This is a genomic window from Xylanibacter rodentium, assembly GCF_013166575.1.
GTDB lineage: Bacteria > Bacteroidota > Bacteroidia > Bacteroidales > Bacteroidaceae > Prevotella > Prevotella rodentium.
Genome location: NZ_JABKKE010000014.1, coordinates 26,175 through 39,894, shown reverse-complemented (window position 1 = coordinate 39,894; position 13,720 = coordinate 26,175). Strand labels below are relative to the sequence as shown.

Genomic DNA, 13,720 nt, shown 5'->3' with positions numbered 1-13,720 from the left:
TCATAAAACCATCCATTTAATTTTGTTTTTCGCATCATTTGGAGTAACTTTGCATACTCTAAAAACACTGTATATGGCGACGAAAGACAAGGAACTGACCCCGATGATGAAACAGTTTTTCGACCTGAAAGCAAAGCATCCCGATGCTGTGCTGCTGTTTCGTTGTGGAGACTTTTACGAGACATATTGTGAAGATGCCACCACTGCATCACGCATACTCGGCATCACGCTGACACGACGTAGCAACGGAGGTACGGAGATGGCCGGATTTCCACATCATGCGCTTGATACATATTTGCCAAAACTTGTACGTGCGGGCAAACGCGTAGCCATTTGCGACCAGTTGGAAGACCCGAAACTGACCAAAAAACTCGTCAAACGCGGCATCACCGAACTTGTGACGCCGGGTGTGGCCATGAGCGACAATGTGCTGAATTATAAGGAAAACAACTTTCTTGCCGCTGTGCATTTTGGTAAGTCGGCCTGCGGCGTGGCCTTTTTAGACATATCCACCGGCGAGTTCCTTACCGGTGAGGGCACACAGGACTATGTGGACAAGCTGCTCGGTAACTTCTCGCCCAAGGAGGTGCTTTACGACCGTGCGCGCAAGCAAGATTTCGAACGCTGTTTCGGCAACCGTTTCTTTACGTTCGAACTTGATGACTGGGTCTTTACAGATCAAAGCGCACGGCAGAAGCTGCTGCGCCATTTCGGTGTGAAAAACCTGAAAGGATTCGGAGTGGACCATCTGCAGAACGGAATCATTGCCGCAGGGGCAATATTGCAGTATCTCGAACTCACGCAACACACACAGATAGGCCATATCACGGCCATAACCCGTATAGAGGAAGAGCGCTACGTGCGACTCGATAAATTCACCATACGCAGCCTGGAACTGCTCAGTGCGATGCAGGATGACGGGGCATCGTTGCTTGATGTGATGGATCGTACGGTGTCGCCAATGGGGGGCCGGTTGTTGCGCCGGTGGCTGGTGTTTCCCCTGAAGGACGAGCGTCCTATAACAGACCGTCTCGATATTGTGGATTACTTCTTTCGTGAGCCTGATTTCCGACAGTGTATAGACGAGCAGTTGCATCGTATGGGTGACCTTGAACGCATCATTTCGAAAGTGGCTACGGGACGTGTTTCGCCGCGTGAGGTGGTTCAGTTGAAAACGGCTCTGCAGGCCGTGATGCCTATAAAGACAGCCTGTCTGTATGCCGGCAACGACGTTCTCAAGCGGGTGGGCGAGCAACTCAACCTGTGTGAGTCGTTGCGCGACCGTATAGAGCGCGAGGTGGAGCCAGATGCGCCGCAGATGGTGAACCGTGGCGGAGTGATATGCAGCGGCGTGAGTGCCGAACTCGACGAGCTACGCAATATTGCATACAGCGGCAAGGATTATCTTATGCGTATACAGGAACGTGAGACGGAGCAGACGGGCATTGCCAGTCTGAAGATAGGCTACAACAACGTGTTCGGCTATTATCTCGAAGTGCGCAATACCTACAAGGACCGTGTGCCGAAGGATTGGGTGCGAAAGCAGACTTTGGCCAATGCCGAGCGTTATATCACTCAGGAACTGAAGGAATATGAGGAGAAGATACTTGGTGCCGAAGACAAGATTCTGTCGCTTGAGGCTCGGCTTTTCAATGAGCTGATAATGTCCATGCAGGAGTTTATACCGCAGATTCAGATCAATGCCAACATTATAGCACGTCTCGACTGTCTGCTGTCGTTTGCCAAGTCGGCCGAGGAACATGGATATATACGTCCCGGGATAGACTCGACAGACATTATAGACATACGTCAGGGCCGCCATCCGGTCATAGAGACACAGTTGCCGCCCGGTGAGCAGTTTGTGCCCAACGACATATACCTGGACAGTGAGAAACAGCAGATAATGATAATCACCGGTCCGAACATGGCCGGTAAGTCGGCCCTGCTGCGTCAGACGGCCTTGATAGTACTGATGGCTCAGGTGGGCTGTTTCGTGCCGGCCGAAAGTGCGCGGATTGGTTTGGTGGACAAGGTGTTCACACGTGTGGGGGCAAGTGACAATATCTCATTGGGCGAGTCAACCTTTATGGTTGAGATGACTGAGGCATCGAACATTCTCAACAATGTATCGCCGCGCTCGCTTGTGCTTTTCGACGAACTTGGCCGTGGCACGTCTACCTACGATGGCATCAGCATAGCATGGGCCATCGTGGAGTATCTGCATGAGAATCGAAGGGCCCGTGCCCGCACGCTGTTCGCCACACACTATCATGAACTGAACGAGATGGAGAAAAACTTCAAGCGTATAAAGAACTATAATGTTAGTGTGAAGGAGGCCGGTGACAAGGTTATCTTTGTGCGTAAGCTTACGCGTGGCGGTTCGGAACACTCGTTTGGTATACATGTGGCCGATATAGCCGGCATGCCAAAGAGTATAGTGAAACGTGCCAATGTTATACTTCATCAGCTTGAGGCCGACAATGCGTCGGTTGGGGCATCAGGCAAGCCTGCCGCAACCATCGGTGATGCACACGATGGCATGCAACTGTCGTTCTTTCAGCTCGATGATCCTGTATTGTGCCAGATTCGCGATGAGATTCTCGGGCTTGACATCAACAACCTTACACCGGTTGAGGCTCTCAATAAACTGAATGATATCAAGAAGATTGTGGGAGGAAAGGGGTGATGGTAAAAATGATAAATCACGGTTGCTTCTTAAAGGAAAAGGTGTTCATGACTGTGATTTCTTACTGCGAAGCCTTTTCCTTATTCGTTGTGCGCCTGATAGGACTCGAACCTACACGACCGAAATCACCAGATCCTAAGTCTGGCGCGTCTACCAATTTCGCCACAAGCGCATAACGGGTGCAAAGATACGGAGATTTTTGTGAATAGCCAAATTTTTTGTTGTGATTTATAACGTTTCTGTGGAGAATGACGAAACGATTGGTAAAATTAGTTGTTAAGCAATGGCCGATTTTTCATGTTGGAAAGCACGATGATCTTAAAACATTCCATAACACTCTTTAGACAATCTTTATTTGTGTTAATTTGTAATATAATTAATTGTTATTCTTTCTTTTTATAACTTTTATGGTGATTTGTGTTAGCATTTTGTTCTAAAATTCTTCTTTATTGTTAATTTTGTCCCAAAAAACGTTGTCGGAATAACAACGATACGAAAAAAACACTATATTTGCGGTAGCTTACTTATGTTTAACCCTAAAAGAAATACTTATGTTCAACAGTCCTAATGTACAACAAATCCAGAGTTGCCTCGACGCTTACATGATGCGTGTGGGCAAAATTGAAATCAGCGACATTGAGGCCAACCATGAGTTGGAACGTGCCGGAGTGATGATTGATGATCTTGTGTATCCAGGGGAGCCCTTAAGAGCTTTTCTGCGTAAGTTACGCGATTCAAACTTGTTGCCCAAAAATATAAGGCAACAGAATTCGGTGTGGGCTATAAAGCATTCGAAACTGAACGCAAAGATGCAAATGATATTCAAGCAGTATTTATGAGAGAGGATGCATATGGCAGATTCTGGCTTTTTTTGAGGAAGTCTGAGTTTGACGAAAAAATGTGAAGGGCAAGTCTGACTCTTATGTCTTTATGAAGACAGGGAATGACAATGCCCTTTGTTTTTTGTGAGAATACTGCCATATATGTAATTTTCAGTCGTTACCATTCCGCTAAAAGGTGTGAATATTGTATAATGACACGCCTTTGAGGTTAAAATACTTTAATTGGCTGTTACTTTAAGTTATATATGACGTCATATATATAATTTTGCAAACGTACATACCTTGCCGGTGTAATGGCTATGATGCAGGCATGTTGCCGGAAATGTATATAAATGTGCGGAAAATAATAATAATAACAGATATACACAATTATGCAGAAAAGATTATTTTTGATTACTATGGCTGCCGGCTGTTTGTTTATGAGCAGTTGTGTGAGCAAGAAAGCCCTTGAGGGTTGTCAGAACGAAAACAAGGAATTGACAGGAGAGATTAAGGAACTGTCACGCAATTATCAGGAAGCCAAAGAACAGTTGGCTGCGAGCAGATCCCGTGTGGCAAGCCTTGAAGATCAGCTTGAAGTGCAGAAGAAAGGTGCGGCCGCATTGCAGCAGGCCCTTGACAAGAGTCTTACGGCAAGCAACCAGACAACGGTGAACATATCGAAATTGGTGGATCAGATAAACGAGTCAAATCAGTATATCCGCCACCTTGTTGAAGTGAAGAGCAAGAGCGACTCGCTCAACATGGTGCTTACTAACAATCTGACACGCTCTTTGAGCCGTGAAGAGATGAAAGAGGTTGACGTGCAGGTGCTCAAGGGTGTTGTGTATATCTCGCTGGCCGACAATATGTTGTATAAGAGTGGCAGCTACGAGATAAACGACCGTGCGGCCGAGACATTGAGCAAAATCGCAAAGATTATCATGGACTATAAGGACTATGACGTTCTTGTGGAGGGAAATACGGACGACGTGCCTATCTCACGTCAGAATATACGTAACAACTGGGACCTGAGCTGTCTGCGTGCGTCGAGCGTAGTACAGTATCTTCAGACACACTATGGTGTTGACCCCAAGCGCCTCACAGCCGGTGGCCGCGGTGAATATAATCCGTTGGCATCCAACGGCACCGAGGTCGGTCGTACGCGCAACCGCCGCACTCAGATTATCATCACTCCCAAGCTCGACCAGTTTATGGATCTTATTGACAAGGCTCCCGAGGCTAACTGACAAGAATGGACATATCGTTTATGATATAATAAAAACAGGATGTGGCGATTGCCACATCCTGTTTTTTTTGTTTCTTTTTAAGCCTTGGCCGTCATGGTCTTGTCTTCTCATTATGTCTTTGCCTTAAGGCTCTACTTTCAGTTTCCATGTTTTCCCGTCTTGGTTTATTATTATGAAATCCCGTTTACGGATATCGGTTACAGGTTTACCGTCGAGTGTGTATGCCTTGTATGGACGTGAAAAATCAGGATACCCGTCATTTGCGATTGTCGGGGCTGATATATCGGTGGAGGTCTTTATGCCTTTCACGGTCATTTGTTTGATTTCCCATGTACTTGCCTGGACCGATGTGCTGCGATAGCGGAAAACGATGTTTATCTTCTTGCCTGCATAGCTGTTGAGCGAGATGTCGCCAGACTCTCTGAATGTCCAGTTGTTGCCGGCGGGCCATGTGAATCCGGACAGTTTTGCGGTCTGTCCGTTGCATGCCACCTCTACCGACAGAATCTCCGACGGATTGTTGCAGTAGTTGACAGCGTGCTCAAACGACAATGTTGCTTGTGAGCAGCCGGTGAGGTCTATTTCCGGTGTGGTCAGTGTGGCCTCGGCGGCATGGGCGGTATTCTGTGAGAACGCCGTTCCTTTCCACCCGTACTGGCTGTCACGTTTCCATACTTCAAATCCTGCGTAGGGGCCGTTGACGGTCTCGGCGGTGCAGTTGCCGGAGTTGTCGGTGAACATAGCCTCGTATATCATGGTTTCCGTTGGCTCGGGGTCGGGTGTGACGCTGCCTCCTCCGCCATATCCCGATGTGGACAATGTCGTTTCGGGGTTGAAGGCATAGTTGATGCTGTCGCCCCAGATGTATTCCATCAGGTTGGGGAAGTCGACAAACGGGTTGCGGTTGCCTTGGATGCGGCTTACGGCATTGTTGCGTTCAACCTCCAGAGCGTCGACAGCGTCTTTCCGTGCCCACTCCATATATAGAGTATATGCCCATTTGCGCAGCGTGGGATAACTGCCCTGCTGGAGTATCTGCAATGCCTGTGTGCCGCTCCATGAGAATTGCTGGTAGGCGGTGGCCATGTACATATATCCGCGTGCAAAGTCGCCTTTCCATTTGTCGGCCGGTTCCCACAGCTGATAACCCTCGTTGCCGGTTCCGATGCGTGTGCAGCCGTTGTCGGTCTTGACGGAAGTAACCTTGCCCATCGGATAGTTCGACTTTGAAGAATTTATTTTCTGTTCGCATGGCATGAGGTTGTATAAGTCCTTGTATGCCTGGTTCTGGGTTCCTCCCCACCAGCTTTTGGGAAATGAGTGCTCGATGTTCATTCCGCTTATCACTGATCCGCTTTTCCCGAAATACCGTATGTCGTTGCTGTACCGGTCTACCACCTGTCCGTTGTCCATTCGGTCGGTGGAGTAGAAGCCCTCCCAGGTGTGTCCTGTTCCTGAACCATAGTCGAGAACATCGGCTTTCTTGATTATTTCGTGTACTGCCGTTTTCAGTTCTGCTCCTTTTTTACCTTTCAGTGAAGCATAGTAGCCGTCAGGTATTTGGGCCTGAGCTGTCTGCATGACGAGGAGTGACGCCATGGCTGCGGCTATTGTTTTAATATGTTTTCTCATAACTTGTGATTAGTTGTTTTTTTTATATTGTCTGCAAAGGTAACACTTCTTTGTCAAAAACAGTATGCGTCGGGGTATTTAGGATGCGAAATGTTTGTTTTCAGAATCTCACCGACACGTCGAGGGTATTGCCGGTGAAAGCCATTTTCATGTCGCCTTTGCGCGAAAGCCGCGGGAAAAGGCGGTCGGTGACAAAGTAGGTCAGCTCTGTGGACAGCACTCCCACGGCGGCTCCTGTCGCTACGTCGTACCAATGGTGCCGGTCGCGTCGCACGCGGTCTGCAGCTGTGAGTGTGGCCACGGAATATCCACCTATGCTTATCCATGGCGAAACATGGCCGAACTCATGGTGCAGCACGGTAGCCCCGGCAAAGGCAAAGGTGGCGTGTCCGGATGGAAAAGACCGCCGGTCGCTATGGTCGGGACGCCATTCGCGTACGGTGTGTTTCAGAGAATAGGTGATGCCTGCCGACATGACGAACGACATGGCTGTATTGACGGCAAGATGGGGCCAGTCGTTCCTGCTGTCCACGCCGCAGGCTTTCAGGGTCAGTACGGTGGCGTATGGGGTGTATTGCAATATGTCGTCCAATCCGTTGCCGTGGCGCTGTTGTGCCATGGTGAAGGGCACTATGCCACACATTATTATATATGTGGTGAGAATACGCTTCATGTTACACGTAAACTTAAGTTTCATGGTTGCAAAAGTACATAAAAAGCACGAGTTTTTACACTGGCATAATAAAGAAATTATTTTTTTTCTTTAGAGGAAATTTACGTAAAATCAGCGAGATAACAGGATTGTTGCGCCATTTTGAGGATTTATTATATCCGTATCTTTGCGTACTGTCAAAAAACAAAGAGAAAAAGCAAAAAACAAGGATTGGGTTTGTCCGTTTGTTCATGGTTTTTGTATATCTTTGCACTCAAACTACTATAATTTTGAAACCAAATCATAATGATTGGCTCTTGGAGTGTGCAAATCAGTATTCTAAATATCAAAAATTATAAATAAAAAAACAATTACTTTATGAAGAAACTTTTATCTTTTGCCATGCTCTTTGCGTTTGCTCTTTGCATCAATGCACAGCAGCGTAAGACATGGGATTTTACAAAGGGAATCAGTGATGCCACTTTGGAAAATCTTGTGGCTGACCCGAATTGGAGTGTTGAAAATAACGGAGATGGCACGTTCAAACAGGCTGTAGATCAAGCAAAAATGTCTGGTGAACTGATGGCAAATAACGTTATAATAGAAGAACTTAGAGGTATTAAGTTCGGTACCGGAGGACTTTCCAAGAATAAGAACTATATTATAGGTTCCAATAAATTCCGTATGTCTCGTAAGAATGAATCATTGATATTGCGTGTGGCTCCCGGTCAAACTATCACGATGAAAGCAAGAAGTGCTAATGGTGATGCTCCGAATCGTGGTTTCAAGGGTGATGCTAATATGGAGTATGTATCTGGACCAGAGAATGGTATCTGTTTAGGATGGAATCTTGAGGCAGAGGGACGCGATGAGCGTGGCGATTATACTCTTGTGTGGAAAGTCAAGGATGAAATAGAAGGTCTTGAGGGTGATTCTCTTGATGTCGCGATCACAGCCTCTCCTGAAGGAGGTCTTGACATATCTTTAATCCAAATTGATGAGGGGGATAATCCTCAAACCGACAAGAAGCAGGTGGCCTATCTTTATGACTCAAGCTATCCGGGATATGAATTCGGTGAAAACGACCCCAATTATGACGTACTCGTGAATATGTTGTCTTTGGAACTCGAAGCCGCTGATATTGTAGCTATTGATGTTGCCGGCAACCCTGCCGATGTTACAGTCGATTCATTACAGTATTATAATGCGGTTGTGGTAAGCAGTGCCATCAATAGTACAAACCCGTACATCAATACTATAAAGAGTGCCATTGCATATGTTCCTATGCTCAATCTCAGCCCCGATCTTTATGAAGCATGGGGATATGGTGCAGCTCGGGAAACCAACACCAATATTCTTACCGTTGGAGATAAGGCATCTAAGGCCGATATGTTTACTGATGCTGATGGTAACTCTTTTGTTGCCGATGGTAAATTGGCTATTTTTGAGTCTGCAGCTATCCGCGGTTACGAAGCGGCTGCCGGAACATATTTTGCAAATGACAGTGTGTGGGCCAAGGCTGACGGCGTAAATGCAATCCATGTGCACAATGCCAACCGCAATGCGTATATGCTTTTACCATATACATTCCCTTATGGTGATTTGGCTGAAAATTTCCCCCAACTGATGAGCAATGCCGTATTGACCGTTGCCGGTACAAAGACAGAGGTCACCAAGTCGGGCAAGCCGTCTATGGTTCAGGATTTTTCAAACTTCTCCACTACCGTTACTTTGCGTTGCTCTACTAAAGGAGCAAGAATCTATTATACTCTCGACGGTAGCGAGCCTACATTGAATAGCACTGAGTTTACAGAGCCGTTTGTTGTTGACGTTAAGGATGTTGTAGTTAAAGCAATATCTATGGCCGACGGATATTCAGTGAGTGACGTTATGGAGGCCAAGGTTGAGATTCATGAATTGGCCAAGGCGCCTTCTTTCTCTTGCAATGAGATGGACGGTGCAACCGAAGTGACACTTATTCCTGCTAATGAAGGTGAGGTTATATACTATAATATCACAGGAAGCAGCGAGATTGAAAGATCTGAAATATATAGCGAGCCAATCGTTCTGACACGTCATCAGACAATTACGGCCTTTACTGCGGCATACAGCGATTATCTGGCATCGGAACCGGTATCAAAGGATATCGTTGTGAAGAATGAGAAAGTGCGCATCGATATTGTTTCGCACATGGATGCAAACAAGGCAGATTGGGCTCCAGCCGGTGCAAATCCGACTTATTATAATGGAAAGAACGGTCATGCTTACTATTCAGATAATGTAATAGAACAGACAACAGATCCTGAAACCGGTGATGATATATTTGTATGCGAGCCGGCTAATGTTGTAGTTTGGGTTAATCCGAACAAGGGTTGGGAGGTTCGTACAGAGGCACAGGCTGTGTTTTGGCAGAACAACGGTTGCACCCACAATGTTGGTGACGGTAGCGGATACAATCCCGAGACAGCATTGGATGACGATGTGAACGCAACAAGTTCTTGTTTGTCATTTGGAAGCAGCAGCACAACAAACTCTTTCGGTACAAAGAATCCTTCATATACAGGAAGCATTCAGAGTACAGAGGCATTCCAAGGACCGTTCGATGTCGTGGCAAATATAGCGAATACAGCAAAGAATGGTGGTAATATTGCTGCTTATGTATATGTCACCACAGATACCTTGGGCGGTAATTGGACTGAGCTTGGTGAACTGAAGACAAGTACAACTGGACGTTTATGGAAGAACACGGTTCTTGGTTATGAAGGAACAGACAAGGTGTTTGTAAAGGTATGTGCTAGTAACAGCGTTGGTGTTTTTGACATATTCATCAAGAATGAGGGTGAACTCTCCAAGGAATACATTGCCAACGTTACCGGTATAGAGATTGTAAATAGTAATGCTGCCGCAGCAGGTAATGTGGTACGCACTATGATTTACAGCATCAATGGTACACAGCTTGACAAAGTTGCTAAAGGTATCAATATCGTGAAAGAAGTTTATGCCAACGGTGTTGTGAAGACAAAGAAGATTATTGTGAAATAATTCTTAAGGTATAATCCAAAGGAGTGTATTATTGATTGGTAATACACTCCTTTTGTTCTAAATACTAAAGATTCAAATATATTATCAGTAACTAAAAAACAATTGAGAATGAAAAAGATTTTAACTTTAATCGGTGGTGCACTGCTGGCCATGCAGTCGCTCACTGCTACGGCAGAGAACCGCAAGTGGGATTTCCGCAACTGGAGTCCGGCAACGGTGGCAAATCTTAAGGCCGGTGCGGACTGGTCGGACATAGAAAAGGCAACAGATATTGACAAGGGACCTACAGACCTTTCAAGGGACAACTGCTTTTGGGAGGTTACCGCTTCCGGTACGGCAGAAGGAACAACGCTTACAGCCAATGGAGAAGTTATTGCAGAACTGAACGGACTACTCTATACTAACACCACAAGTCGCTCGTTGGCCATTGCCGTGAACTATGGCGACGTGTCTTCTCTTTCAGGTAGTGGTTTCGGCCCTTATCAAGGTGCTTCGTATCTGTGGCTGGGCAGCAAGACGAAAAACTATTTCATCATTCCGGGCGTAAAGGCCGGTGCCAAGATTAAGATGGGTGTGGAGAGCCATAACACTACCAAGGCACGCGGCGTGAATTTGTATGTGGGCCATGGCACAAGTGGCACAAAGTTGAAGTCGCCTGCGGGTGAGGATGTTTCGGTACCTAAGACGTATACCGAGCAGGAATGGGAGGTTCCTGTTGATTTGAAAGATGCGCCTAATGCCGACGGTACATACGATATTCAGATTCAGAACACCGATGGTTGCCACTTGTATTATATTGAAGTGGTTGAGGATATGCCGGAGCTGGAGAATGCCAGATTGGCTTATATATACAGTTCTGCAATGGGAAATGCATCTGAAGAACCTTACTATGACGTCCTTATGAACAATGAGAACTTCAAAAATGTGACAATCGAGGTTATTGATGCTACTCAAGCCATTGACGCCCTGGCTCTCAGACAATACAACGTTGTTGTGGTAAGTCCGATGCTTAGCGGCAGCGAGGTTGGATTGGAAGCTGTGAAAAGTTCAATAGCATATGTGCCGATGCTTAATCTCAATCCCAATCTTTATAAGGCGTGGGAGTTGGGCGATGTCATTTCTACGGCTACCAATATTATAAACATCCCAGAGGTGTTCCGTGAGCATGATTTGTTCAAGCCAAGCAGTTCAAGTGACAACTATATCGATGAGAATGGCAATCTGGTCTTTTTTGAAGATGGTGGTGTGACCGGTGTCACTATACCGGAAGGAACCTATTTCGCAGACGACCGCGTGTTGGCAACGGCTGGTGACGCTGTCATATCGCATATTCACAATCCATCTCGCAATGCTTATATGCTCCTGTCATACGGTGCGGAGAATACATCATTTGCCGGTAGTTTTGTTGACCTGATGGGTAATGCTGTAAAGATTCTCAATTCTTCAAAGCAAGATGTTACGCTTGCTGCTACTCCCGTGTTCACTTATAGTTTCAAGAATTTGAGTACCGACGTGTCAATAAGCTGTTCTACAAAAGGTGCAGAGATCTATTATACGACAGATGGCAGCGAACCGACATCAGCAAGCACTCTTTATACTGAGCCGTTCAATATTTCATCTGAGAACACTGTAGTAAAGGCGATTGCTTATGCTAACGGATATGATGCCAGTCTTGTGGGTGATTCAGTTGTGGCTATATACACTACTACGGCCTCACCTATATTCTCTGTTGAGCAGCAGGAGGGCAAGACTGTTGTAACTCTCAGCACAACCGAAGAGGATGCCATCATATACTACAACATCGCAGGTAGCAACAAAGCCAACGAGTCTACCATCTATACCGAGCCTATCGAGATAAAGAACTATACCACCCTCACTGCATTCACAGGTGAACTTGGAGATAAAAAGCAGTCGGAGTGCATTACTAAAGATATATTTGTGCAGGGTAAGGAGATACGTATCGACGTGGTTTCTCATTTTGATGCCAACAGAGCAGACTGGTCTAACGGTGAGAGCAAGACATTCTATTATACAGAGGGAAAGAAAAATGGATACCCGTTCTATAACACACATGAGGAGACTGGAAAAGCTTCAGACGGTGTGACCGACTCTACATACATTGTTGTCGACGGTCCGGCCAACAAACTTACTTTATGGAATCCCGGTAAGGGATGGGAGTTCAAGAGCTATGGTCAGGGCGCATTGTGGGAGAACAACGGTCCGGTAGCTGATGTAGATAACTCTAACGATGCCAAGCGTTATCGCGGAGAGACCGCTTTGGACTTCGGTGCGTCAAGCTATAATATCCAGTTTGGAAATCCGTACAAGAGCGACGGTGTGCATGGCGATCCGTACTCTTGCTCTATTGAGAGCACTGAGGCTTTCCAAGGTCCGTTTGATGTTGTTACATTTGTAGGTAACGGTAGTTCCAATAACCTTCCCCGTGCAGATATATATGTATCGACAGATACTACTGATGTGAACAACTGGACAAAGGTTGATTCTGTGACATTCAGCAAGAATTATCGTTATATCAAGAAGAGTGTCATCGGATACGAGGGAACTGAAAAAGTATTTGTAAAGCTTCAGGCCGACTTCTCAAGCGTGATGGTGTTTGACATTATTATCATGAACAACGGTGAGAAATCACAGGGCGTAAATGGTATTGAGGAAATCACCGACAGCAAGGAGGCTTGTGGCGAGATAGTACGTACTGAGATCTATAGCATCAACGGTGTCAAGACAAGCCGTGCCGCCAAGGGTATCAACATCGTGAAGGAGGTTTACGCCAACGGAACGGTTAAGACACGTAAGGTGATGGTGAAATAATCTTATTTGCAGAATAATAAAAAGAGGGTTTGCGTTAATAATGAAATGTAACGTAAACCCTTTATTTTTAAAAATATAGATATGAAAAAACTTTTATTCTTATTGTTTATTATAGTCGTATCATTATATTCATGTTCTTCTCAAGATGATTATGATTTTGATATGAGAACCAAACATAGTCCGATGCAAGAAAGCACACGTAGTGTAGAAGAGAAATATGAAGATGTTAATTTCCATTTATGTGTTACATATTCTCCATCAATGACAGATTGTGTTGGTTTGGTTTCTTTTTCAAGAATCATATTGTATAGTTATTTTGGTGATGATGCATACAACCCACCTTTGATAGGGAGTTATAATGTAGATTATTATTCGCAATCACAATGTTTAGGTGGATCTTTCAATTATGATAGAATGATGACCTTTAGTATACCGTCAAAGGATATGTTGATACAGAATGAAAGATGGTATATGACTGTAGAGATTGATATTGCGCCATATCTTAAGTTTGGAGATTATAAGGTTATATTATATAATGCTTTTCAAGAAGATTGGACAATTGAACTTGGTGAAGTTATTTGCACATCAGTTCAAGCTGGTGATAAGTATCAAATGCCAATGACAGAGTTAATGAATGAATATACAGGCCAAAGGGATTTTTATCTTCAATTATATGTAGTGCCATATAATAATTGATAGACATTTTAGTATTGCATAATCCGGTATTCATATAGATTTAGCGGCGGACTCTTTTCACAAAGGATCCGCCGCAATTGTTTATGAATAATAGACTGGATTATGTCTTTAT

Annotated in this window: 8 protein-coding genes and 1 tRNA gene; 6 read left to right on the top strand and 3 right to left on the bottom strand. The window is 45.3% G+C overall.

From position 1 onward, the window contains the following. The first annotated feature begins 73 nt into the window (after positions 1-73). On the top strand, positions 74-2,686 hold the full coding sequence (gene mutS, locus HPS55_RS09090; protein WP_172177876.1) for a DNA mismatch repair protein MutS: 2,613 nt from the start codon (positions 74-76) through the stop codon (positions 2,684-2,686). Between the two features lie 90 nt (positions 2,687-2,776). Here mutS and HPS55_RS09085 read toward each other — a convergent pair. Continuing rightward, a tRNA-Leu gene (locus HPS55_RS09085) sits at positions 2,777-2,858 on the bottom strand. A 379-nt stretch (positions 2,859-3,237) separates the two neighbouring features. Between HPS55_RS09085 and HPS55_RS09080 the strand changes: the two genes are divergently transcribed. Then, positions 3,238-3,525 carry a hypothetical protein gene (locus HPS55_RS09080; protein ID WP_172177874.1) on the top strand — a complete coding sequence of 96 codons (288 nt, stop codon included), beginning with the start codon at positions 3,238-3,240 and terminating at the stop codon, positions 3,523-3,525. 374 nt (positions 3,526-3,899) lie between these two features. After that, positions 3,900-4,757 (top strand): OmpA family protein, encoded by an 858-nt coding sequence (locus tag HPS55_RS09075; RefSeq protein WP_172177872.1) that lies wholly within the window; start codon positions 3,900-3,902, stop codon positions 4,755-4,757. A 123-nt stretch (positions 4,758-4,880) separates the two neighbouring features. Here the strand turns inward: HPS55_RS09075 and HPS55_RS09070 are convergent, their stop codons facing one another. Continuing rightward, positions 4,881-6,389, bottom strand: coding sequence for an endonuclease (locus HPS55_RS09070; protein ID WP_172323545.1), 1,509 nt, complete (start codon positions 6,387-6,389; stop codon positions 4,881-4,883). A gap of 100 nt (positions 6,390-6,489) precedes the next feature. Beyond that, positions 6,490-7,086: a phosphatase PAP2 family protein gene (locus tag HPS55_RS09065; protein WP_253945870.1), complete on the bottom strand. Its 597-nt coding sequence runs from the start codon at positions 7,084-7,086 to the stop codon at positions 6,490-6,492. A 333-nt stretch (positions 7,087-7,419) separates the two neighbouring features. Here HPS55_RS09065 and HPS55_RS09060 point away from each other — a divergent pair, with 333 nt between their 5' ends. The 3 genes from HPS55_RS09060 to HPS55_RS09050 all read left to right on the top strand — a co-directional run bounded on the left by HPS55_RS09060 (position 7,420) and on the right by HPS55_RS09050 (position 13,608). Beyond that, positions 7,420-10,083 (top strand): chitobiase/beta-hexosaminidase C-terminal domain-containing protein, encoded by a 2,664-nt coding sequence (locus tag HPS55_RS09060; protein ID WP_172177868.1) that lies wholly within the window; start codon positions 7,420-7,422, stop codon positions 10,081-10,083. A 108-nt stretch (positions 10,084-10,191) separates the two neighbouring features. Beyond that, on the top strand, positions 10,192-12,912 hold the full coding sequence (locus HPS55_RS09055) for a chitobiase/beta-hexosaminidase C-terminal domain-containing protein (RefSeq protein ID WP_172177866.1): 2,721 nt from the start codon (positions 10,192-10,194) through the stop codon (positions 12,910-12,912). An 81-nt stretch (positions 12,913-12,993) separates the two neighbouring features. Beyond that, positions 12,994-13,608, top strand: a complete 615-nt coding sequence (locus HPS55_RS09050; RefSeq protein WP_172177864.1) for a hypothetical protein — start codon at positions 12,994-12,996, stop codon at positions 13,606-13,608. Positions 13,609-13,720 lie beyond the last annotated feature (112 nt).

Bases quoted from the DNA above. Each gene is read 5' to 3' on its own strand.
- mutS (WP_172177876.1), top strand. From the start codon at position 74: ATGGCGACGAAAGACAAGGAACTGACCCCGATGATGAAACAGTTTTTC.
- HPS55_RS09080 (WP_172177874.1), top strand. From the start codon at position 3,238: ATGTTCAACAGTCCTAATGTACAACAAATCCAGAGTTGCCTCGACGCT.
- HPS55_RS09075 (WP_172177872.1), top strand. From the start codon at position 3,900: ATGCAGAAAAGATTATTTTTGATTACTATGGCTGCCGGCTGTTTGTTT.
- HPS55_RS09070 (WP_172323545.1), bottom strand. From the start codon at position 6,389: ATGAGAAAACATATTAAAACAATAGCCGCAGCCATGGCGTCACTCCTC.
- HPS55_RS09065 (WP_253945870.1), bottom strand. From the start codon at position 7,086: ATGAAACTTAAGTTTACGTGTAACATGAAGCGTATTCTCACCACATAT.
- HPS55_RS09060 (WP_172177868.1), top strand. From the start codon at position 7,420: ATGAAGAAACTTTTATCTTTTGCCATGCTCTTTGCGTTTGCTCTTTGC.
- HPS55_RS09055 (WP_172177866.1), top strand. From the start codon at position 10,192: ATGAAAAAGATTTTAACTTTAATCGGTGGTGCACTGCTGGCCATGCAG.
- HPS55_RS09050 (WP_172177864.1), top strand. From the start codon at position 12,994: ATGAAAAAACTTTTATTCTTATTGTTTATTATAGTCGTATCATTATAT.